This is a genomic window from Cupriavidus sp. SK-3, assembly GCF_000611145.1.
GTDB lineage: Bacteria > Pseudomonadota > Gammaproteobacteria > Burkholderiales > Burkholderiaceae > Cupriavidus.
In genome coordinates this window covers 1,827-24,061 of sequence record NZ_JFJV02000235.1, presented here as the reverse complement: position 1 = coordinate 24,061, position 22,235 = coordinate 1,827, and the positions used below count along the sequence as shown (strand labels likewise).

General features: G+C 66.8%; 18 protein-coding genes and 1 pseudogene. 7 read left to right on the top strand and 12 right to left on the bottom strand.

Annotation, left to right across the window (positions count from 1 at the left end):
* Nucleotides 1–19 precede the first annotated feature (19 nt).
* From CF70_RS24065 to CF70_RS24055, 3 genes are all read right to left on the bottom strand, one after another.
* Nucleotides 20–568, bottom strand: a complete 549-nt coding sequence (locus CF70_RS24065; protein WP_035870635.1) for an ester cyclase — start codon at nucleotides 566–568, stop codon at nucleotides 20–22.
* A 44-nt stretch (nucleotides 569–612) separates the two neighbouring features.
* Nucleotides 613–1,617, bottom strand: a complete 1,005-nt coding sequence (locus tag CF70_RS24060) for a polysaccharide deacetylase family protein (protein ID WP_035870633.1) — start codon at nucleotides 1,615–1,617, stop codon at nucleotides 613–615.
* 155 nt (nucleotides 1,618–1,772) lie between these two features.
* Complete coding sequence (locus CF70_RS24055; RefSeq protein WP_081862330.1) at nucleotides 1,773–2,732, bottom strand: LysR substrate-binding domain-containing protein; 960 nt, start codon at nucleotides 2,730–2,732, stop codon at nucleotides 1,773–1,775.
* A 98-nt stretch (nucleotides 2,733–2,830) separates the two neighbouring features.
* Here CF70_RS24055 and CF70_RS24050 point away from each other — a divergent pair, with 98 nt between their 5' ends.
* Together CF70_RS24050 and CF70_RS24045 are read left to right on the top strand one after the other, a co-directional pair.
* The gene (locus CF70_RS24050) at nucleotides 2,831–3,844 is read left to right on the top strand and encodes a Bug family tripartite tricarboxylate transporter substrate binding protein (RefSeq protein ID WP_051648895.1); all 1,014 of its coding nucleotides are present in this window, start codon (nucleotides 2,831–2,833) and stop codon (nucleotides 3,842–3,844) included.
* Between the two features lie 2 nt (nucleotides 3,845–3,846).
* Nucleotides 3,847–4,224, top strand: a complete 378-nt coding sequence (locus CF70_RS24045) for a hypothetical protein (RefSeq protein WP_051648893.1) — start codon at nucleotides 3,847–3,849, stop codon at nucleotides 4,222–4,224.
* 26 nt (nucleotides 4,225–4,250) lie between these two features.
* On the opposite strand, the gene CF70_RS24040 is transcribed toward CF70_RS24045, so the two are convergent.
* The 8 genes and pseudogenes from CF70_RS24040 to CF70_RS24010 all read right to left on the bottom strand — a co-directional run bounded on the left by CF70_RS24040 (nucleotide 4,251) and on the right by CF70_RS24010 (nucleotide 11,405).
* Nucleotides 4,251–4,745 carry a M48 family metallopeptidase gene (locus CF70_RS24040; RefSeq protein ID WP_035870790.1) on the bottom strand — a complete coding sequence of 165 codons (495 nt, stop codon included), beginning with the start codon at nucleotides 4,743–4,745 and terminating at the stop codon, nucleotides 4,251–4,253.
* 59 nt (nucleotides 4,746–4,804) lie between these two features.
* Nucleotides 4,805–5,029 carry a hypothetical protein gene (locus CF70_RS24035; protein WP_035870631.1) on the bottom strand — a complete coding sequence of 75 codons (225 nt, stop codon included), beginning with the start codon at nucleotides 5,027–5,029 and terminating at the stop codon, nucleotides 4,805–4,807.
* A 154-nt stretch (nucleotides 5,030–5,183) separates the two neighbouring features.
* The gene (locus CF70_RS24030; RefSeq protein ID WP_035870629.1) at nucleotides 5,184–6,065 is read right to left on the bottom strand and encodes a carbohydrate ABC transporter permease; all 882 of its coding nucleotides are present in this window, start codon (nucleotides 6,063–6,065) and stop codon (nucleotides 5,184–5,186) included.
* Nucleotides 6,062–6,961 carry a carbohydrate ABC transporter permease gene (locus CF70_RS24025; protein WP_035870627.1) on the bottom strand — a complete coding sequence of 300 codons (900 nt, stop codon included), beginning with the start codon at nucleotides 6,959–6,961 and terminating at the stop codon, nucleotides 6,062–6,064. The genes CF70_RS24030 and CF70_RS24025 overlap by 4 nt, the downstream gene beginning before the upstream one ends.
* A gap of 112 nt (nucleotides 6,962–7,073) precedes the next feature.
* Nucleotides 7,074–8,093: pseudogene (locus tag CF70_RS24020) on the bottom strand (ABC transporter substrate-binding protein); the annotation flags it as partial.
* A 2-nt stretch (nucleotides 8,094–8,095) separates the two neighbouring features.
* Nucleotides 8,096–8,402 (bottom strand): twin-arginine translocation signal domain-containing protein (locus tag CF70_RS38235; protein ID WP_235185188.1); only part of this gene is annotated, 307 nt, incomplete at its 3' end.
* A complete protein-coding gene (locus tag CF70_RS24015; protein ID WP_081862328.1) occupies nucleotides 8,399–9,571 on the bottom strand; it encodes an ABC transporter ATP-binding protein in 1,173 nt (390 codons plus the stop codon). The genes CF70_RS24015 and CF70_RS38235, both read right to left, overlap by 4 nt.
* 88 nt (nucleotides 9,572–9,659) lie before the next feature.
* Complete coding sequence (locus CF70_RS24010; protein WP_235185187.1) at nucleotides 9,660–11,405, bottom strand: IlvD/Edd family dehydratase; 1,746 nt, start codon at nucleotides 11,403–11,405, stop codon at nucleotides 9,660–9,662.
* Between the two features lie 409 nt (nucleotides 11,406–11,814).
* Between CF70_RS24010 and CF70_RS24005 the strand changes: the two genes are divergently transcribed.
* Both CF70_RS24005 and ettA read left to right on the top strand, forming a co-directional pair.
* Complete coding sequence (locus CF70_RS24005) at nucleotides 11,815–12,558, top strand: FadR/GntR family transcriptional regulator (protein WP_035870624.1); 744 nt, start codon at nucleotides 11,815–11,817, stop codon at nucleotides 12,556–12,558.
* 76 nt (nucleotides 12,559–12,634) lie between these two features.
* Nucleotides 12,635–14,302 carry an energy-dependent translational throttle protein EttA gene (gene ettA, locus CF70_RS24000; protein ID WP_035870622.1) on the top strand — a complete coding sequence of 556 codons (1,668 nt, stop codon included), beginning with the start codon at nucleotides 12,635–12,637 and terminating at the stop codon, nucleotides 14,300–14,302.
* Between the two features lie 89 nt (nucleotides 14,303–14,391).
* Here ettA and CF70_RS23995 read toward each other — a convergent pair whose 3' ends face one another.
* Nucleotides 14,392–15,555, bottom strand: coding sequence for a metallophosphoesterase (locus CF70_RS23995; protein ID WP_035870620.1), 1,164 nt, complete (start codon nucleotides 15,553–15,555; stop codon nucleotides 14,392–14,394).
* Between the two features lie 446 nt (nucleotides 15,556–16,001).
* Between CF70_RS23995 and CF70_RS23990 the strand changes: the two genes are divergently transcribed.
* From CF70_RS23990 to CF70_RS23980, 3 genes are read left to right on the top strand one after another with little or no spacing between them, the layout of a single operon-like run.
* Nucleotides 16,002–17,231 (top strand): efflux RND transporter periplasmic adaptor subunit, encoded by a 1,230-nt coding sequence (locus CF70_RS23990; RefSeq protein WP_035870619.1) that lies wholly within the window; start codon nucleotides 16,002–16,004, stop codon nucleotides 17,229–17,231.
* A gap of 13 nt (nucleotides 17,232–17,244) precedes the next feature.
* Nucleotides 17,245–20,409 (top strand): efflux RND transporter permease subunit, encoded by a 3,165-nt coding sequence (locus CF70_RS23985; RefSeq protein WP_035870617.1) that lies wholly within the window; start codon nucleotides 17,245–17,247, stop codon nucleotides 20,407–20,409.
* Nucleotides 20,406–21,851, top strand: a complete 1,446-nt coding sequence (locus tag CF70_RS23980) for an efflux transporter outer membrane subunit (protein ID WP_035870783.1) — start codon at nucleotides 20,406–20,408, stop codon at nucleotides 21,849–21,851. Before CF70_RS23985 ends, CF70_RS23980 begins: the two co-directional genes overlap by 4 nt.
* Nucleotides 21,852–22,235 lie beyond the last annotated feature (384 nt).

Sequence of the window (22,235 nt, the reverse complement as noted above, 5' to 3'; positions counted from 1 at the left end):
GCATGTTGTGGCCCAACACCTACTTGCTCACCCCCATCTGCCTGAGCAGGCCCAGGTTGTCCTCCAGATGCCAGTTCTCCACGATCTTGCCGTTTGCCACCCGGTACAGGTCGAAGGCCTGGAAGTCGATCGGCTCGCCCTGGCCCTTGCTGTCGCCGAACTGCCCGGTGAAGTGGCCGCGAAAGCGCAGGTGCACCGCGACCCGGTCGCCGGCGATGACCACGTCTTCCATTTCCGCGCTGAGATCCGGTACCGCGGCCCGGAATCCCCTGGAGGCCTGCAACGGGCCGCGCAGGCCTTGCTCGCGGCCGGGCGGCAGCGTGCGGTCGGTGAAGTCCGGGGCGAGCGCGAGCGTGGCATAGCGTTCGTCGCCGGTGTGCCAGAAGGTGGCGTAGCGGCGGGCGGCGAGAAGCGCGGCTGCCGCGGATGGCTGGTCGGCGCCCTGGGCCACGTGCCGCGGGTGGACCAGTTCGTCGCCGGCAGCGGCGGCGCTTTGCGATAGCGGCAACAGGGCGATGCCGAGGGCGGCTACGAATGCGCGTACTGGCGTGAAGTTTGCGGTGTTCATGTCGGCTTGTAACTCGTTCTGTATGTTCGTGGTCTTGCTCTGGCTTATGCCGCCGGCATGCCGCTCGCGCCGAGCGCGAAGCGGGCGATGTCGTCCTTGCGCATGAAGGTCACGCCGGCATGGCCCTGGGCGTAGCGGATAAATGCTTCGAGCGCCCGCACGCGTGCCGGGGAACCTGAGATGCGGTCGTGCGTGCTGATGGACATCATGCGGCGGCGGCGGGCGCCTTCCGCGTAGAGCACATCGAACTCCGCCTTCAGTTCGCCGAGCATGTCTTCGGCCGTGGTCGATGGCGAGTCGAAGCGCACGATGTCGTTGTTGCGCACGGTGTAGGGCACCACGGCGAACGGCTTGCCGCCTACCTGCAGCACGGATGGCTCGTCGCGGCTGAGGTCGTCGATGTGATAGAGGAAGCCGAGCGACTGCAGGATCGGCAGCGTATCGGGCGAGCCGCGCATCCAGAAGGCGTTGAAGCCGAGGGGCCGCGTGCCGGTGGCGCGCTGGATGGTGTCGATGCTCTGCACGTAACTGGCGCGTTCCGTTTCGGCACTCATGCTGTATTGCGGCTCCCAGGTCTGGCCATGGCCCGAGGCTTCATGCCCGCGCGCGACGATTTCGCGCGCCAGTTCGGGATGCCGCTCGACTGCCTGACCCACCATATGCGAGGTCACCTTGATACCGGTGCGGTCCCACAGGTCCAGCAGGCGCGGAATGCCTTCGCGCACGCCGTAGGTGTACCAGGACTGCAGCGGGTAGTCCGGGTACTTGGGGTCGAGCGGAGGGAAGGGGCCGCTGGCGCCGCGCTCGGGCTGGGCGCCGGCCTCGAACTGCATTGAGACGGAGATGACGAGTTGCGCGCCATCCGGCCAGAACCGGGTGCGGCCGGCGCGAGCCTGCGGGCGCGCTTGGCCGGGGTGCACGGTGGCGCCGCCGGCTGTAGCCGCGGCCAGCGGCAGCGCAGCGGTAAGTACGGCTGCGCTGCCCAGGAAGTGGCGGCGCGGAATCCGCGGCGCGCGTGCCGTCGGTATGGTGGGCTGGTTCGTGCTCATGTTCGGTTTCCTTGCCTTGCGGCGGTTGCATGAGTACGGACTTTATGATTCAAGCTGAAATTGATAAATATCCTTTTTTAACTATCAATTTCAAAAAATGTTTGTTAATTGGCGCGCCGCGCGAAACGATAAGAGTTGGCGGCGCCAGGCATGCGTCAGATGGGTATGAGATACCCGCTGCCGGCGGCGTCCCGGATCACCTTTCCCAGCGTATCCATGAAGGCTGTGGCGGCGGGGCTATCCGGCCGGCCGTGGCGCCGGTGCAGTGCGGCCGTGCGGCTGAAGCCGGGATGCGCGACCGGCGCGTAGGCCAGCCCGGCGAAGCTGCCGCTGCGCTGCGTGCCGGCGATATGCAGCGCCAGCGGGCTGGCGATGGTGTACAGGCGCCCGCCGAGCACGGCGCGCAGCAAGGCTTCCACGCTGGGGCCTTCCAGCCGGGGCCGCAGCACGATGCCGGCGGCCTGCGCGGCCGCGTCGATCTGCCGGCGCATGGCGAAGCGCTCGGGCAGCAGCGCCAGGGGCAGCGTTTCCAGTTGCGCCAGGGTCACGGTTTCCTGTTCGCGTGGCAGCTTGTGTCCGGGTGCGATCAAGGCAAGCGTTTCCGAGAACAGCGGCACCTGTTCGATGCGTTTTGGCGCGTCCTTCGCAAAGGCCAGGCCAAGATCGATCTGTCCGTCCAGCAGGGAACGGTCGACCTCGGCGGCGGCAAACTCGAACACCTGGATATCCAGTCCCGGATGTGCATCGACCAGCGCTTGCACGGCAGGCATCACCAGCGCGGAAAGATAGGTATGGGTGGCGCCGATGCGCAGCGTGCCCTCCACCGCGCCGTGCTGGGAGGCTGCGGATACGATGACCCGTTCGAGCTGATCGAGCACGGGCTCGAGCGCCAGCACCAGTTGCCTGCCCGCATCGGTGAGTTCCAGCTTGCGGCCCACGCGTCCGAACAGCGGCACCCCCAGGCTCTGCGCGAAGATACGCAGGTGCTGTGACAAGGCCGGTTGCGTCAGGCCGAGCGAATCGGCCGCGGCGGTCACGCTGCCATGGCGGGCAACGGCCATGAAGCTGCGGACCAGGCGCAGGTCCATGGCTTCGGGCGTGGCCGTTGATCTCATAATCTGTCGTGATGAATTGAAAATCGATTCATCATTTTACAGAGCATGTCGTAACTGCTGGAATGCATGCACAACATGGAAAACACCAGGAGACCCCCATGTCATGCCATTCCAGCGCCGACCGGCGCAACCGCCGGCTGCCCGCCTTTTTGTCGCCCGTGCTCGCTGCCGCCGCGATCTGCCTGACATTCGCGCCAGCCGCCAGCGCTGCCTATCCGGAACGCCCGATCCGCCTGGTGGTGCCGTATGCGCCCGGCGCCACCACCGACTCGCTCGCCCGCCTGATCGGGAAAGAACTGCAGGTCCGCCTGAAGCAATCCGTGGTGGTGGAGAACCGGCCCGGCGCGGGCGGCACCATCGGCAGCGACTATGTCAGCAAGGCGCCGGCCGATGGCTATACCTTGTTGCTCGGCGCGGTCGGGCCGGTCTCGGTCGGCAAGGCGCTGTATCCGGCGCTGCCCTACGACCCGGCGAAGGACCTGGCCGGCGTAGGCCTGATCGGCACGGTGCCATTCATCCTGGTGGCCGGCACCCGCGGGCAGCGCTTCGATGCCGTGCCCGCGCTGGTGCGCGCGTCCGTCGCGGCGCCCGACACCATCGCCTACGGCTCGGCGGGCAACGGCACGCCCCAGCACATCATCGGGGCGATGTTCTCGCAGGCTACCGGTGCGCGCCTGCTGCACTCTCCCTACAAGGGGTCGGGCGCGGCCATCAACGATCTGCTGGGCGGGCAGATCGCGCTGATGTTCGACAGCCCCGTGCTGCTGCTGCCGCACATCAAAGCCGGCACGGTGGTGCCGCTGGCGCAGACCGGCGCACGACGCTCCGCCTTGCTGCCGGGTGTGCCCACCATGCGCGAGCAGGGCGTGCGCGATTTCGACGCGGCGCCGTGGTACGGAATCATGGCGCCGGGCAAGCTGCCGGGCGATATCCTCAACCGGCTCAACCACGAGTTGAATGCGGTGCTCGCCGACAAGCAGATGCAGGAACGCCTGCTGGCGCTTGGCGTGGAAGCCCGGCCGCTCGATCCTGCCGGCTTCCGCCAGTTCCTGTCGCAGGCGCAGTCGAGCTGGACCCGCGCCGTGTCCTCCGCCTCGGTGAAACCGGACTGATCATGCCGCACCTGATTACCGAAACCACGCGGCAACTCGCCGACAGGATCGATTTCACGCAGGTGTTCGCCGGCGTGCACCGCGAGCTCGCAGGTCATGGCTACGCGCAACTGGCGGTTCTCAAGAGCCGCCTGCTGGTGGCGGAAGTTGCGCTGACCGGCGACGACCCCGAAGCCGGCTTCGTCGTGACGCACCTCGTGATGACCAACGCGCGTCCGGAGCCGGTGCAGGCCGCCATGGCCGCGGTCGTGCTGGCGCATATGGCGGCAGCCGTCAGGCAGGCCGCTTTCGCCGGCAACGTACAGGTGTGCGTGCTGCATCGCCTGGTGGCACAGGGGACGTATCGGAAGACAGTGGTGATGAGCCCGGGCGCGGTTTGAGCCTTGAGCCTTGAGAGGCGAGGGGGCTAGCGCTGTGCCTGCTCCAGTTCACGCCACGCCAGGAACAGGCGCGTGTCGAACTCGAGCTGGTGATACGCCGGCTCCATGTATTCGCACAGGCGGTAGAACGCCTTGTTGTGATCGCTTTCCTTCAGGTGCGCGAGTTCGTGCACCACGATCATGCGCAGGAATTCGGGCGGCGCTTCCTTGAACAGCGAGGCCACGCGGATTTCCTTCTTGGCCTTGAGCTTGCCACCCTGCACGCGCGAGATGGCGGTGTGCAGCCCGAGGGCGCGATGCACCACGTCGATCTTCGCGTCGAACGCGACCTTGTGGATTGGCGGCGCGGTGCGCAGGAATTCCTGCTTCAGCTCGGCGGTGTAGTCGTACAGCGCGCGGTCTGTCTGCACGGTATGCCGGGCCGGGTATTTTTTCGCCAGGTGCTCGCCAAGGCGATTGGCGGCAACCAGCTGGCGCACCTGGTCGAGCACGCCTTCAGGATACGCGCTCAGGAAACGCAGCGGATCCTTGGCGCCGGGGCGCCAGGTTTCGCTGGCGGGAGCGGGATGGCTACGGCTGCTCAATGGTGGTGATGGTGGTGGTGCGCCCAGTTGCCGTCGACGGAGGTAACGAAGGACTCGACCGCATCCTTGTCGCCGGTGGCGTGACGAACCAGCTCACCGCATTTGCACCAGCCCTGGTACGGCGTGATGTGCGAGCAGGCGGATACCTTCTGCAGAAACAGCGTGACGGGCTTGGTGCACTTCTTGCACTTGAAGGTGAGGGTGCGGGCGGGTTTGCTCATCGGATCGGGCTTGAATACGGGGTGATTCGGCGGTGCCGGCGGTTGGCGGCGGGACAACGGGCATTTTAACCTGCCCTTGCCAGGCGTTCATGCCCGGTGCCGTTGCGCTTGTCCGGCGCTTCTCCGCCTATGCCTATTGCCTATTCCCTATTCCCTATTCCTTCACCGCCCCCGTCATGCCCGACACGTAATACTCGACAAAGAACGAGTACACCAGTGCTACCGGCAGCGAGCCCAGCAAGGCGCCGGCCATCAGCGCGCCCCAATGGTAGACGTCGCCCTCGATCAGTTCGGTGACGATGCCCACCGGCACCGTCTTCACCTCGGACGACGAGATAAAGGTCAGCGCGTAGATAAACTCGTTCCATGACAGCGTGAAGGCGAAGATGCCGGCGGAGATCAGTCCCGGCACGGCCAGCGGCAGGATGATCTTGACCAGGATCTCCCAGCGGGTGGCGCCGTCGATCAGCGCGCATTCTTCCAGTTCGTAAGGGATGGAGCGGAAGTAGCCCATCAGCAGCCAGGTGCAGAACGGGATCAGGAAGGTGGGATAGGTCAGGATCAGCGCCCAGCGCGTATCGAACAGGCCGAGCTGGAACACGATCGATGCCAGCGGGATAAACAGGATCGAGGGCGGGATCAGGTAGGCCAGGAAGATGGCCAGCCCGACTTGCTTCGCGCCCTGGAAGCGCAGCCGCTCGATCGCATAGGCGGCCAGTACGCTCGCGGCCAGCGAGGCGAAGGTCGACACCGTCGAGACGATCACGGTATTGAGCAGCCAGGCCGGGTAGGGCGTGTTGAACAGCAGCTTCTTGAAATGCGCGAAGGTGGGCGCCATCACCAGGAACGGGTTGGCGCTGCGCATCAGCAGTTCGCCATCCGGCTTGAAGGCGGTGATCGCCATCCAGTAGAACGGAAACAGCAGCACGAAGACGAAGATGCCCAGCGGGATGTAGATGGTCACCCAGCGCCGCGGTATCGATTGCAGGTAGTCCATGCCCTGCTGCTCGGGCGCGGTCATCGCTTTTGCTTTCATTTGTCGCCTCCCTGTTGCCAGCCGCGCCGCTGCAGGCCGAAGTAAGAGAACAGGATGGCAGCCAGCAGGAAGGGCACCATCATGGTGGCGATCGCCGCGCCTTCACCCAGCGAGCCGCCGGGAATCGCGCGCTGGAAGGACAGCGTGGCCATCAGGTGAGTGGCGTTGAGCGGGCCGCCGCGCGTGAGCACGTAGATCAGCTGGAAATCGGTGAAGGTGAACAGCACGGAGAAGGTCATCACCACCGCGATGATCGGCGTCAGCAACGGCAGCGTGACATAGCGGAACTGCTGCCACGGCGTGACGCCGTCGATCGAGGCCGCCTCGTACAGCGAGGGCGAGATGGTCTGCAGCCCGGCCAGCAGCGAGATCGCGACGAAGGGAATACCGCGCCAGACATTGGCGGCGATGGTGGAGAAGCGGGCCAGCCACGGGTCGCCGAGGAAATCGATATAGCGGTCGATCAGCCCGAGCTTGACCAGGGTCCAGCTGATGATGGAAAACTGCGCATCGTAGATCCACCAGAAGGCCAGCGCCGACAGCGCCGTCGGCACGATCCACGGCAGCAGCACGATGGCGCGGAAGAACGATTTGAACGGCAGGTTCTTGTTGAGCAGCAGCGCCAGCCACAGCCCCAGCGCGAACTTCAGCACGCTGGCCACCAGCGTGTAGAACAGCGTGTTGAACAGCGCCAGTTGCGTCAGCGAGTCGCCCGCCAGGTAGCTGTAGTTGGCCAGCCCGATCCATTCGCCGGTGCCGCCGATCTTGGTATTGGTGAAGCCGAGCCAGACGCCGAGGCCGAGCGGATACGTCAGGAAGACCAGCAGCAACAGCGCCGTGGGCAGCATGAACAGCAGCCCCAGCGTATGGCGGTTGTTCAACAGGCGGGATAGCATGGATCCCCTCGGCGGCTGCCGGTCCGGCGCTGGGAGCGCCCCGGACCGGATCTTCAGAACGGCGGCGCGGCGGAGTGCCGCCGCGCCTTCTCTGCTTCCGGCGTTGGCTACGTCACGCCTTGTAGTAGCGCTCGGCACGCTGCGCCGCGCGCGCCGCCGCCTCCTTCGGCGTCCTGGAACCGCTGGCCGCCTCGGCCACCATGTCGAGCACGATGTAGTCAGCCATGGACGCGGCCGAAGCGGTGCCCAGCGGGCCGGCGTGGCCGTTGTCGAGCATCAGCGCGGCGGAGTCGCGATAGACGGTGTGCTTGGGGTCGGCCGTCCAGATCGGGTTGGCCTCGTAGGCCTTGAGCGGCTGGCTGACGTAGCCGATGGCGGCTTCCATCCATGGGTTGTACTGCTCCGGTTCCATCATGAATTGCAGGTAGGCCTTGGCCGCGTTCGGGAACTTGGAATATTTGAACAGCATCATTTGCGTGATCTGCATCAGTTCGGTGGGCTTGCCCGACGTGCCGATCGGAAAGTGCGCGTGCTGGATGTCCCGCGCCATCTCCTGCAGCTTGGGCTCCTTCGAATTCTTGGCCGCGTAGTAGACCGAGATGCCGTTGGCGGTCAGGCTGATCTGGCCGTCCAGGAAGGCCTTGTTGTTCGACGGGTCCTGCCAGGACAGCGTGCCGGGCACGAAGGTGGCATAGAGCTGCTTGGCATACTCCAGCGCCGCCCAGGTCTCGGGCGAGTTGACCACGACCTTGCCCTTGGTATCGACCAGCATGCCGCCATGCGACCAAAGCAGCCAGTGCGCCCAGTTGTTGCCGTCGCCCACCGCCTTGCCCAGCGCGAAGCCGCAGGGCGTGTTCTTGGCCTTGAGCCCCTGGCACAGCTTGAGAAAGCCGGCGAGGTCCTTGGGGATGGCCTCAAAGCCGGCTGCCTTGACATGGCTGTCGCGATAGACCAGTGCATTGCCCACCACGCCCAGCGGCAGGCCGACCCACTTGCCGTTGTGCGTGCCATATTTGCGGCACACGTCGTACCAGCCGCCATATTTGCCGCCGAGGTAATTGGCCAGGTCGGTCAGGTCGACGAGCTTGTCGGGATACTGCTGCGGGTCGTCGAACCAGCCGACGATGACGTCNNCGTCAGGCCCGCTCCCGACGCTGGCCGCCACGGCGGCCTTGGGGCGCACGTCTTCCCAGCCTTCGTTGTCGACGCGCACCTCGATCCCGGTGAGTTCGGAGAACTTCTTGGTGTTGGCGTTCCACAGGTCTTCGTCGCCCTGCACGAAACGCTTCCAGCGCAGCACGCGCAGCTTGGCGCCCGCTTCCGGCTTGTACTGCAGCGGGGCAGGCGCGGCGAAGGCATGGCCGCCCAGCGCCGTGGTGGCGGCGACGGCAGCCGTGGATGCCAGGAAATCGCGTCTCGTGAAGTTGGTCGGTGCGCTCATCGTTTTGTCTCCTCCGTGGTCAGGGGTTCCGCCCCGTGCTGGTCATGCCTGTTTCCCGGATCGCCCTGCGCATCCGGCGTGCCGTGCCGCAGCAGCGACTGGCCCGTGTCGGCATCGAACAGGTGGGTGTGCTGGTGGTCGGGCACGAGGTTCAGGATGTCGCCCGCGGCGAAGTCATGGCGCTCGCGGAATATCGAGATGAAGTCCGTTTCGCAGAAGCGCGAATAGATCTCGGTGTTGGCGCCGGTAGGCTCGACCACCGACACGCGGTTGGGCAGCCCCTGGCCGGGCGCGCCCAGGCTCAGGTGCTCGGGCCGCACGCCATAGATCACGCGCTGGCCATCGGTCCCGGCGCTGGCGTCGAAGCGCGCGGGGGGCGGCAGGCGCGTGCCATCGGGAAACTCGACAACGGTCTCGCCGCCCTGGCGGCGCAGCACGCCGGGCACGAAGTTCATCGCGGGCGAGCCGATGAAACCGGCCACGAAGAGATTGTCGGGATGGTCGTAGAGGTCCAGCGGCTTGCCGCGTTGCTCCACGCGGCCATCGCGCATGACCACGATCTGGTCGCCCATGGTCATGGCTTCGATCTGGTCATGCGTGACGTAGACCGAGGTGGTGCGCAGGCGCTGGTGCAGCTCCTTGATCTCCGCGCGCATCTGCACGCGCAGCTTGGCGTCGAGGTTGGAGAGCGGTTCGTCAAAGAGGAACACTTGCGGATCGCGCACGATGGCGCGTCCCATCGCCACGCGCTGCCGCTGGCCGCCCGAAAGCTGGCGCGGGTAGCGATCCAGCAAACTGCCCAGGCCGAGAATGGCGGAAGCCTTGTCCACCTTCTGCCTGATCTCGGCCTTGTCGCCCTTGGCAAGCTTGAGCGAGAAAGCCATGTTGTCGTAGACCGTCATATGCGGATAGAGCGCATAGTTCTGGAACACCATGGCGATGTCGCGCTCCTTGGGTGGCAGGCGATTGACCACCCGGCCGCCGATGGCGATCTCGCCGGTGGTGATTTCCTCCAGCCCGGCAATCATGCGCAACAGCGTGGACTTGCCGCAGCCGGATGGTCCCACCAGCACGGTGAACTCGCCGTCGGCGATGTCGATGTCCACGCCGCGGATGACCTGCGTGCTGCCGAAGTACTTCTGGATGCCGCGAATCTGAACCGATGCCATGCGTGGTGTCTCCGTTGGCCGTTCATGCCGGGAGCGGCCGTGCGTCGCGAATGCAAAACAGCAGAAAGCCGCGTAGCGACAACGCGTCTCAGTGGTTGTCCTTGGGTACGGCGGCGCCGCTCTTGCCCACCAGGAAATCCATGTCGGCGCCCAGGTTGGCTTGCTGCACGTGCTCGACATAGAGCCGGGTCCAGCCGCGCTCCATCGGCAGGGCAGGCGCTTGCCACGCTGCGCGGCGGCGCAGCAATTCCTCGTCGCCGACATGCAGGTGCAGCTTGCGCGCCGGTACATCCAGTTCGACCATGTCGCCGTCGCGCACCAGCGCAAGCGGGCCTCCGGCCGCGGCCTCGGGCGCCACGTGCAGCACCACCGTGCCGTAGGCGGTGCCGCTCATGCGCGCATCCGAGACGCGGACCATGTCGGTGATGCCCTTGCGCAGCACCTTGGGCGGCAGCGGCATGTTGCCGGCCTCGGCCATACCGGGGTAGCCGCGCGGGCCGCAGTTCTTGAGCACCAGCACGCAGGTTTCGTCCACATCGAGCGATTCGTCGTCGAGGCGCTGGTGCATATGCTCGCTGTTCTCGAACACCACCGCGCGGCCCGTGTGCCTGAGCAGCGCCGGGGTGGCGGCGGAGGGTTTGATCACCGCGCCGTCGGGGCACAGGTTGCCGCGCAGCACGGCAATCCCCGCGTTCGCCTTGAAGGGCGCGTCGAAGGCGTGGATGACTTCGCGGTTCCAGTTGGGCGCGTCCTTGCAGTTGTCCCACAGCGTCTTGCCGTTGACGGTCAGCGCGTCGCGCGCCAGCACCGCGCCCAGTTCACGGATTACCGCCGGCAGTCCGCCGGCGTAATAGAAATCTTCCATCAGGTGGCGCCCGGAGGGCTGCAGGTCGAGCAGGCAGGGCAGTTCGTGACCCAATGCGTCCCAGTCTTCCAGGCTCAGCCTGACGCCGATGCGGCCGGCGATGGCAAGCAGGTGGATCACCGCGTTGGTCGAGCCGCCGATCGCCGCGTTGACGCGGATGGCGTTCTCGAAGGCAGGCCGGGTGAGGATCCGCGACATCACCAGGTTGTCCTTGACCATCTCCACGATGCGGCGCCCCGAGGCGCGCGCCAGCACGTTGCGGCGACTGTCCACCGCCGGAATCGCGGCGTTGCCGGGCAGGCTCATGCCGAGTGCTTCCACCATGCTGGCCATGGTCGACGCGGTGCCCATGGTCATGCAGTGGCCATGCGAGCGGTGCATGCAGCTTTCGGCTTCGAAGAAATCCTCCTGCGACATCTGTCCGGCCCGCACTTCTTCCGACATCTTCCAGACATCGGTGCCGGAGCCCAGCTCGCCGCCGCGAAACTTGCCGCTCAGCATCGGGCCGCCGGACACGCCGATGGTGGGCAGGTCGCAGGACGCCGCGCCCATCATCAGCGCCGGCGTGGTCTTGTCGCAGCCCATCAGCAGCACCACGCCATCGATCGGATTGCCGCGAATCGATTCTTCCACGTCCATGCTGGCCAGGTTGCGGAACAGCATCGCGGTCGGGCGCAGCATGGTCTCGCCCAGCGACATCACCGGGAATTCGAGCGGAAAGCCGCCTGCTTCCCACACGCCGATCTTGACCTGTTCGGCCAGCGTGCGGAAATGCGAATTGCAGGGGGTGAGTTCGGAATACGTGTTGCAGATGCCGATGACCGGGCGGCCGTCGAACTGATCGTGGGGAATGCCGCGGTTTTTCAGCCACGAGCGGTAGATGAATCCATCGCGGTCAAGCCGGCCGAACCAGGCCTGGCTGCGGCGCACGGGGTGCGCCGGGGGCTTCGGCGGTTTTTCGTCGTTCACTCGGGTCTCCTGCGTTCTGCGGGGGCCGCGTAGCGACGTCCAGCGCTTTCGCGCCACGTGTGCTGATGCCCGCTTTCTTGTGCGATGCAGATCCGGATGCCTGCGACCGCCACTGCCTTGCCGCGCGCATGCCGAGTGAGCGGAGTCTAGTTCAGGACTATCGACAGGTAAACTGGTATTACCAATTAGGGGTCTCTACTGCCGCCGGGGATCCCGGTGCCGATGCTGCAGTGCATTCGCGCTGCGCCTGGACATTGAACGGCGCGCTGCCTAGACTTCAGCCGACTGGACAACTGGTCAAACCAATTTCGCGTCGCGAGCCGGCGGCGCGAGATTGCGAAACACCGCAACCGCCAGCGCACGATTCGCGCACTGGAGATCTGTGCTGGCCACTCGGGGCTGCTTGTCCATGCCTATCCAACCGATCGAGCCACAGCGCCTTTACCGCCAGATCAGCAACCAGTTGCGCGGGCTGATCCTGGCCGGCGAGTTTCCGGTGGGCTCGCGCCTGCCGGCGGAGCGGGATCTGTCGGTGCAGCTCGGCGTGAGCCGGCCGTCGCTGCGCGAGGCGTTGATCGCGCTCGAGGTCGAGGGCTATATCGAAGTGCGGATGGGCTCGGGCATCTATGTGTGCGAACCGCCTTCGCGCGCCGATGCGGGTTTCGACCTGTCCGGCGAGGAGGGACCGCTCGAACTGATCCGCGCCCGCGCGCTGGTGGAGGGCGAGGTTGCCGCGCTGGCGGCAAGAAACGGGCGCAAGGCCCAGTTCGACGCGATCGAGGAGGCGATCGCGCAGATGGCCGCCGATGCCGCCGCGGGCCTCACGCCGCTCGATGCCGACCGCCTGTTCCACGTGCGCGTGGCCGAGGCCACCGGCAACAGCGTGCTGGTGGGCGTGGTGCGGCGGCTCTTCGACCTGCGCCTGGGCCCGCTGTTCGATCAGTTGGACAGCCACTTCGAAACGCCCGGGGTGTGGGCGCGGGCGATCACGGAGCACCGCGCCGTGCTGGCGGCGCTGCGCGGCAAGGATCCCGAGCTGGCGCGCGCGCTGATACAGCGGCACATGGATATCGCCTACCGCCGGCTGACGTCCAGCCTGACACGCGCGCGCAGGCGCCCGGCCGGCACCTTGCGCGCCGGGAAAGCGTCCTGACGGGCCGCGGCCGGACCGGCTTTGCTACACTTGGCCGATTCCCGCATTTCACCTCCCCCAATTCACTCGGATTCGCATGGCACAGTACGTTTTCACCATGAACCGCGTGGGCAAGATCGTTCCGCCCAAGCGTCACATTCTCAAGGACATCTCGCTGTCCTTCTTCCCGGGCGCCAAGATCGGCGTGCTGGGCCTGAACGGCTCGGGCAAGTCGACCGTGCTGAAGATCATGGCGGGCATCGACAAGGAGATCGAGGGCGAAGCCACGCCCATGCCCAACCTGAACATCGGCTACCTGCCGCAGGAACCGCAGCTCGATCCCGAACAGACGGTGCGCGAATCGGTGGAAGCCGCGCTGGGCGGCGTGTTCGAGGCACGCCAGAAGCTCGATGAGATCTACGCGGCCTATGCGGAACCGGACGCCGACTTCGACGCGCTGGCGGCGGACCAGGCCAAGTACGAAGCGATCCTCGCGGCCAGCGACGGCAACAACGCCGAGCTGCAGCTGGAAATCGCAGCCGACGCGCTGCGCCTGCCGCCCTGGGATGCCAAGGTGGGCAACCTGTCCGGCGGCGAGAAGCGCCGCGTGGCGCTGTGCCGCCTGCTGCTGTCGCGCCCCGACATGCTGCTGCTCGACGAACCCACCAACCACCTGGATGCGGAATCGGTGGAGTGGCTGGAGCAGTTCCTCACGCGCTTCCCCGGCACCGTGGTGGCGGTGACCCACGATCGCTACTTCCTGGACAACGCGGCCGAATGGATCCTGGAGCTGGACCGCGGCCACGGCATCCCCTGGAAGGGCAACTACAGCTCCTGGCTGGACCAGAAGGAAGCCCGCCTGAAGCAGGAAGAGTCGAGCGAGTCGGCCCGCCAGAAGGCGCTGCACAAGGAACTGGAGTGGGTGCGGCAGAACCCGAAGGGGCGCCAGGCCAAGTCCAAGGCGCGTCTGGCGCGCTTCGACGAACTGAACAGCCAGGAATACCAGAAGCGCAACGAAACCCAGGAAATCTTCATCCCCGCGGGTGAGCGCCTGGGCAACGAGGTGATCGAATTCAACGGTGTGAGCAAGGCCTACGGCGACCGCCTGCTGATCGACGACCTCAGCTTCAAGGTGCCGCCCGGCGCCATCGTCGGCATCATCGGCCCGAACGGCGCCGGCAAGTCGACCTTCTTCCGCATGCTCACCGGCAAGGAAACGCCGGACAGCGGCGAGATCAAGGTGGGCCCGACCGTGAAGATGGCCTACGTGGACCAGAGCCGCGATGCGCTCGACGGCAGCAAGACCGTGTTCGAAGAGATCTCCGGCGGCGCCGACGTGCTGACCGTGGGCCGCTACGAAACACCGTCGCGCGCCTATATCGGCCGCTTCAACTTCAAGGGCTCGGACCAGCAGAAGCACGTGGGCACGCTCTCGGGCGGCGAGCGCGGGCGTCTGCACCTGGCCAAGACGCTGATCTCGGGCGGCAACGTGCTGCTGCTCGATGAACCGTCCAACGACCTGGACGTGGAAACGCTGCGCGCGCTGGAAGATGCGCTGCTGGAGTTCGCCGGCTGCGTGATGGTGATCTCGCATGATCGCTGGTTCCTGGACCGGATCGCCACCCACATCCTGGCCTTCGAGGGCGAGTCGCACGTGGAGTTCTTCCCGGGCAACTACCAGGAGTACGAGGCCGACAAGAAGCGCCGCCTCGGTGAGGAGGGCGCCAAGCCCAAGCGTATCCGCTACAAGCCTATCGCGCGATAAGCACGATTGGCCTGGCGGTGCTCGTTACTGGCCGCCAGCAGTCTGGGGCCCCGCTCGCGCGGGGCCCTTTGCTTCTTGCGTGTCCGCGTTTACGCCACATCCGCATTGAGCGGCGGCGCCGGCTTGCGCACCAGCTTCAGCTTCGTAATTTCCGACGGCGCGCCAAGGCGCTTGGGCGGCCCCCAATAGCCGGTGCCCCTGCTCACATACACCCACATCGCCTCATGCCGGTTCAGCCCGGCGGTATAGGGCTGCTGCATCGGCACAAACAGGTTCCACGGCCAGAACTGGCCGCCGTGCGTATGTCCGGAAAGCTGCAGGTCGAAGCCAGCATTGGAAGCGGCGGGCGCGGTGCGCGGCTGGTGCGCCAGCAGCACACGCACGGCGACGACAGATGGCGCGCCGTCCAGCGCGCGCGCCGGGTCGCTGCGATGGCTTTCGTCGAAGCGGTGGGCGGAATAATCGGTCACGCCGGCCAGCACCAGTGCGTCTTCATCCTGCCCGATCACCACGTGCTCGTTCATCAGCACCTGCAGGCCCAGCCTGCGCAGTTCGATGATCCACGGCTCGGCGCCGACGTAGTACTCGTGGTTGCCGGTGACGAAGTACGTGCCGTGGCGCGCCTTCAGGTCGCCCAGCGGCGCCGTGTGCGGCGCCAGCTCGCGTACCGTGCCGTCGACCAGGTCGCCGGTGATGGCGATGGCGTCCGGCTGCAACGCGTTGACGCGCGCGACGATGCGTTCCAGATAGGCGCGCTTGATGGTGGGGCCAACATGGATATCGCTGATCTGCACGATGGTGAAATCGTGCAGCGAGTCGGGCAGGCCGGCAATCGGCACTTCCACCTCCACCACCTGCGCCAGCCGCCGCGCATTGAACAGCCCCAGCGCGGTAACCAGCAGCGCCAGCACCGGTACCGCGGCAGCGGTGCGCGACAGCAGCCAGGCCGGGTGCCAGCCAGTGACGGCGCCCACCAGCAGCACAACGTCGCGCGCCAGCGTCAGCACAAGCAGAGAGGAAAAGAAGCCCATAGCCAGCATGCCTACCCAGGTGAGCGCGTCGCACCATGGCTGGTCCAGGCGCCGCGCGAGCAGGCCGGCGGGGATCAGCGGCCAGGACAGCGCCAGCCACGCCACGGCAAGTGCCTTGACGGCGAACGCCACCGGCAGGTCGGGTAACAGGCGCAGGCCGATATAGCCGTGCAACAGGCCAACCACGATGGCCGCGACGAAAACGGTGGTGCGAGGGGGCATGCCGCCTCCAGAAGAGCGGACGCACCGAAATTTGTGGCGTCCTGTTTTGTTTTACATCATTCCGGCGCGATGGCGCAGGTGTAACCGCAGGCGAAGTGCCGGTGTTCCGCAGCCTGCGTGCTCGCAGCCGTACCCGCGTGTCTGGCCGGCGGCGCTTTTGCCGCGCGATGCATGACGCGGCTAGTTGAGGCTGCCGGCGGGCACATTCAAGAGGCCGGCACGGTTTTGGGCACATCGCCTTCCGGCCAATGCAAGATGCGTACCCTGGCAAGTAATGAAAGCCGCACCCGGCGGCGGGCGGGCGGTTTCACGGTGCTCTCTAAAGTACTTAACACGCCGCAAAAAAGATTGAATTGTGCGCTTTTCGCTCCTGCGCTTAACTTGCCGGGCTAATTGCGTCCGTTCGGCAGCCGCCGGCCGGCCAGGCGAATGCGGGAGGGCTGGAAATGAAGCGGACGGGTCGGCGGTGGACGGCATTGCTGCCGGTGGCGGCAGCGTGGGCGCTGGCCGCCTGCGGCAAGCAGGAAGCGCCGCCTGCGGCGCAGCAGGCGGTGCCGGTGCAGGTCGTCAAGACCGTGGCGCAGGATTTGCCGGTCACCTTCGAGTTCGTGGGCCAGACCCAGAGCGACCAGGCGGTCGACATCCGCGGCCGGGTGTCCGGCTTCCTGGTGAAGCGGGCCTATGTGGAAGGCGCCATGGTCAAGGCCGGCCAGTTGCTGTTCGAGATCGACCACAAGCCCTTCCAGGCCCAGCTCGACGCAGCCAGGGCGCAACTGGCGCAAGAGCGCGCCCGGCTGGAGGTGGCGCGCGCCAACCTGGCACGGGTCAAGCCGCTGGCCGAGCGCAACGCGCTGTCGGCGAAAGACCTCGACGATGCCACCGGCAACTATCACGCCGCCGCGGCCGGGGTGGAACAGGCCCGCGCGCAAGTCGAGGAGCAGCAGCTCAACCTGTCCTACACCTATGTGCGCTCGCCGGTGGATGGCGTGTCCAGCTCCGCCGTGCTGCCGGAGGGCGCCTACGTGAGCACGACCAACAGCCTGCTGACCACGGTGTCCACGCTGACGCCGATGCGCATCAATTTCAGTGTCTCCGAACCCCAGACTCTCGAATTCCGCGCCCAGCAGGCCAGCAAGCAGATGGTGCCGCCTCCCGACCAGCACTACGCGGTCACGGTGGTGCTTGCCGACGGCAGCGAGTTTCCCCGCAAGGGCCGCATTACCTTTGCCGATGCCACTTACAACCAGCAGACCGGTACGTACCTGGTACGCGCGGAGATGCCCAACCCCGAGGGCACGCTGCGCCCCGGCCAGTTCGTGCGGGTGCTGGTGAGCGGCGCCACGCGGCCCGGTGCCATCGTGGTGCCGCAGCGCGCCGTGGTCCACGGGCCCAAGGGCGACCTGGTCTTCGTGGTGGACAAGGACGGCAAGGCCGCGCCCCGGCCGGTGACCGTGGGTGACCTCTCCGGTTCGATGTGGCGCATCGCCCAGGGCCTGGGGCCCGGCGAGACGGTGGTGGTGGACGGCGCGAGCAAGCTTGCGCCGGGCGCGCCCGTCAAGATCGCCGGCGAAGCGCCGCCGGCCGCCGTGGGGGTGGGCAGCGTGCCGGCTTCCGCCCCGTCGGCCCAGTCCGCGCCAGCCGGGGGCGAGGCCAGGCCCGTGGCCAAGTCCTCCTGACACGGAGACCGCCATGCTCTCCGCCTTCTGCGTCCAGCGGCCCATTTTTGCGGCGGTACTGTCGCTAATCATCGTGATCGGCGGCCTGGTCTCGATGTTCGCCCTGCCGATCGCCCAGTACCCCGACATCACCCCGCCGCAGGTCACGGTCAGCGCCACTTATGCCGGCGCGGATTCCGACACCGTGGCACAGACTGTCGCGGCGCCCATCGAGACCCAGGTCAATGGCGCCGACAACATGATCTACATGCAGTCGACGTCGTCACCCACGGGGTCGATGACGCTCAACGTGTATTTCGACATCGGCACCGATCCCGACACCGCGCAGGTGCAGGTGCAGAACCGCGTCAACCTGGCGCTGCCGCAGCTGCCCGACACCGTGCAGAAGACCGGCATCAATGTGCAGAAGCGCTCCTCCAGCTTCCTGCTGCTGATCGGCGTGTATTCGCCCGACGGCAGCTTCGACCAGCAGTACATCAACAACTACGCCAACCTCTATGTGCTCGACGCCATCAAGCGCGTCAACGGCGCCAACCAGGCGCAGATCATGGGTTCGGCCGACCTTGCCATGCGCATCTGGCTCAAGCCGGACCGCATGGCGGCGCTGGGCATCACCGCGCAGGACGTGCAACGCGCGGTGCAGAGCCAGAATGAACAGTTCGGCGCCGGCAGCGTGGGCCAGGCGCCCAACAGCAAGCCGGTGGAACTGACCTTCCCGCTGGTCACGCCGGGCCGCCTGACCACGCCGGAGCAGTTCGAGAACATCATTCTGCGCGCCGACAACACCGGCGCCGCGGTGGTGCGCCTGCGCGACGTGGGCCGCGCCGAGATCGGCCAGCAGCAGTACACGCTGCGCTCCGCGCTCAACGGCAAGCCGGCCACCATCATCGCCGTGTACCAGCAGCCCGGCTCCAATGCGCTGCAGGTGGCCAAGGACGTGCAGAAGGCGCTGGACGAGATGTCCAAGACCTTTCCGAAGGGTGTGAGCTACAAGGTGGCGCTCGACACCACCGAGTTCGTGCGCGCATCCATCGACGAGGTGGTGCACACCCTGATCGAGGCGGTGATCCTGGTGGTGCTGGTGGTGTTTATCTTCCTGCAGAACGTACGCGCCACCATCATCCCGGTGCTGGCGGTGTTCGTCTCGATCCTCGGCACCTTTGCCGGGCTGCTGGCGCTGGGTTTCTCGATCAACCTGCTGACCTTGTTCGCGCTGGTGCTGGCGATCGGCATCGTGGTCGACGACGCCATCGTGGTGGTGGAAAACGTCGAGCGCAATATGGCGGAGTTCCACCTGTCGCCAAAGGACGCCACGCTGCGCGCGATGAAGGAAGTGACAGGCCCGGTGATCGCCATCGTGCTGGTGCTCTCGGCGGTGTTTATCCCGGTGGCCTTCGTCTCGGGCACCACCGGGCAGTTGTACCGGCAGTTCGCGCTGACCATCGTGGTGTCGGTGGTGATCTCGGGCTTCGTCGCGCTGACCTTGTCGCCGGCGCTGGCCGCGCTGATCCTCAAGCCGGGCCATCACGAGCCGTGGCGCGGCTTTGTCTGGTTCAACAAGCGCTTCGACCGGCTGGTGCATCACTATGGCGGCTGGGTGCGCGTGTTCATGCGGCGCTCGGTGGTGGCGCTGCTTTGCTTCGGCCTGATGCTGCTGGCGGTGTGGCAGTTGTTCAGCCGGATTCCCACCGCCTTCGTGCCATCCGAGGACCAGGGCTATGTGCTGGTGGCGGTGATGATGCCGGATTCCGCCAGCCTGGACCGTACCGAGAAAATCACCTCGCAGGTGGCGGCCATGTTCCGCGAGCACCCCGCGGTGCAGGACGCCTCCGCACTGTCCGGCTACAGCTTTATCGACAGCCAGTACAAGACCAATGCCGGCACGGTCTTCGTCGCCATGAAGCCGTTCGGCGAGCGCGACAAGCCCGACCTGCTGGTGCCGGGCATGTTGCAGTCGATCACGCCGAAGCTGCGCGCCATTCCCGAAGCCATCATCATCCCGGTCAATCCGCCGTCGATCCCCGGACTGGGCTCGCAGGGCGGCTTCGAGTTCTGGCTGCAAAGCCGCGGCACCGGCACCACCGCGGAGCTGGAGGCGACTACGCGCGCCTTTATCAAGGCCGCCGCCAGCCATCCGGAGCTGGGCCACCTCAACAGCACCATCCAGGCCGCCTCGCGCCAGATGCGGGTGGAAGTGGACAAGGAGAAGGCGGAGACCATGGGTGTGCCCATTGCCGATGTCTATGGCACGCTGCAGACGCAATTCGGCTCGCTCTACATCAGCCAGTTCTCGCAATACAGCCGGGTCTGGCAGGTGATCCTGCAGGCCGAGCCGCAGTACCGCGCCAATCCGAACGACCTGCAGTTCCTCTACGTACGCCAGCAAAGCGGGGCGATGGCGCCGGTGTCCGGCCTGCTCAAGACCACCTACAGCAGCGGCCCCGACCTGCTGTCGCGCTTCAATAACTTCCCGGCGGCCAAGATCACCGGCGATGCCGCGCCTGGCTACAGCTCGGGCCAGGCGCTGGCGGCGATGGAAGCGGTGGCGAAGGAAGCGTTGCCGGTGGGCTACGCCTACGGCTGGAGCGGCGAGGCGTTCGAGGCGAAGAAGTCTGGCAACACCACCACCATCGTGTTCGTGTTCGGCATCGTGATGGTGTTCCTGATCCTGGCCGCGCAGTACGAGTCGTGGTCGTTGCCGCTCTCGATCCTGAGCGCGGTGCCGTTTGGCCTGTTCGGCGCGCTGCTCGCCATCCTGATGCGTGGCTTGTCCAATGACGTGTATTTCCAGATCGGCATGGTCACGCTGATCGGGCTGGCGGCCAAGAACGCCATCCTGATCGTGGAGTTTGCGGTGATGAAGCAGAAGGAGGGCATGTCGCACGCCGACGCCGCGGTGGAGGCGGCCAAGCTGCGGCTGCGACCGATCGTGATGACGTCGCTGGCCTTTATCCTGGGTGCGGTGCCGCTGTTTATCGCCAGCGGTGCGGGCTCCAACGCCCGGCACTCGATCGGCACCGGCATCATTGGCGGCATGATTGCCGCGACCACGCTGGCGCTGGTGTTCGTGCCGCTGTTCTCCTACCTGATCGGCACGGCCGCCGACAAATGGGCCAGCCGCAAGGGCGCGCCGGCCCCGGCGGTGCAGTCCGAAGCCGCGGCGGGAGAGGCATCGTGAGCGCGCGCCGCCTTCTCCTGGCCGCCTGCGCGATGGCGCTGGGCGCCTGCGCGCTCGGGCCGGACTATCGCCGTCCGGACGTCGCGCAGCCGCCGCAGTACCGCCTCGATACCGGCGCGCTGACCGTGGCCGCGGACAGCGCCTGGTGGGACAGCTTTGGCGATCCGGTGTTGAACGCGCTGGTCGACGCCGCGCTGCGCAACAACTACGACGTACGCATTGCCGCCGCGCGCATCGACGCGTTCCGCGGGCGGCTGCTGGTGGCGCGCTCCGGCCTGTTCCCGCAAGTCGGGCTGTCGGCATCGGCCACGCGCCAGCGCGCCGGCACCTTCAACGGCACGCCGTTCGCGTCGCTGGAGCGGCCAGGCAACAGCTACCAGCTGCTGGCCAACGCAAGCTGGGAAATCGACCTGTGGGGCCGCATCCGCCGCCAGGCGGAAGCCGCCGAAGCCGACCTGTGGAACGCGGAATACGCGCGGCGCGGCGTGGTGCTGGCGCTGGCCGCCTCGGTGGTGCAGGGCTATGCCAGCCTGCGCGGGCTTGACGCGCAGCTGGATGTTGCCCGCCAGACCCTGGACTCCCGCAGCCGCGCGCTGGATATCTTCCGCATGCGCTACGCGGGCGGCGTGGTCTCGCAGCTTGAGCTGGCGCAGGCCGAGAACGACTACTACGCCACCGAGGCATCGATCCCGCCGCTGCGCGCGTCCATCGCACAGACGGAGAACGCGCTGTCGGTGCTGCTCGGGCGCGAGGCCGGGCCGATCGAGCGTGGCAAGTCCATCGCGCAATTGCAGGCGCCGCCGGTTGGCGCCGACCTGCCGGCCGCCCTGCTGGCGCGCCGCCCGGACGTGCTGCAGGCCGAGCAGAATGCGGTGGCGGCCAACGCGCTGCTGGGTGCTGCCGAAGCGCTCTACCTGCCGGCCGTGAACTTGTCGGGCCTGTTTGGCGCAATCGCGGCCTCGCCGGGCGCGCTGTGGCACAGCGCCTCGCAGGTGTGGGGCATGTCCGCCGGGCTGACGCAGCCCATCTTCCAGGGCGGCGCCATCCGCGGCCAGGTGCAGACTGCCGGCGCACAGCGCGAGCAGGCCATGCTGGCCTACCAGAGCAGTGTGCTGGCAGCGCTGGCCGATGTGAACACCGCGCTGGCCAACGGGCTGGAAACGCGCAACCGGCTGGGCAGCCTGCAGAATCAGGAGCGCAGCCTGACGGTGTACGCCGACCAGGCCGGCGCGCGCTACGAGGGTGGCTACTCCAGCTATCTCGAAGTCACCAACGCGCAGGAGAAGCTGTTCGACACCCAGCTGGCTGCGATCCAGGGCCAGGTCGACGTGCTCAATGGCGCGGCGGCCTTGTACAAATCGCTGGGCGGCGGATGGCCGGCGGTGCCGGCCGAGGTCAGGGACGCCGGGCTGGGCGGCGACGCGCGCGTGGTGCAGCGCTGAGGCGATGCGCGCGATTCGCGCAAGTCGCCCAGTCAGCCCAGTTAGCCCTGGCGTGCGGACCAGTTGGCATCGCGCACGCCCAGCGCGGTCACCACGCCGTAGGCGCTGATGCCCAGCGCCACGCCCAGGAAGTGCCCGTCCAGACCCATGCCGGCCATATTGGCCAGCACCCAGCCGCCACCGGCGGCCAGGGCGATGCGGGCCACGCCGGCCGCCATCGGCCAGCCCATGCGGCCCGCGCCCATCGATGCAAAGTACAGTGCCATGCCCAGGCCGAAGCCACCGAAGGCCGGGGCGACCCAGGACAGCGCGCGCGCGGCGATGCCGGCGACTTCGGTGTCCTTGGTGAAGAGGCCGGCAAAGGTCTCCGGCGCCAGGCCTACG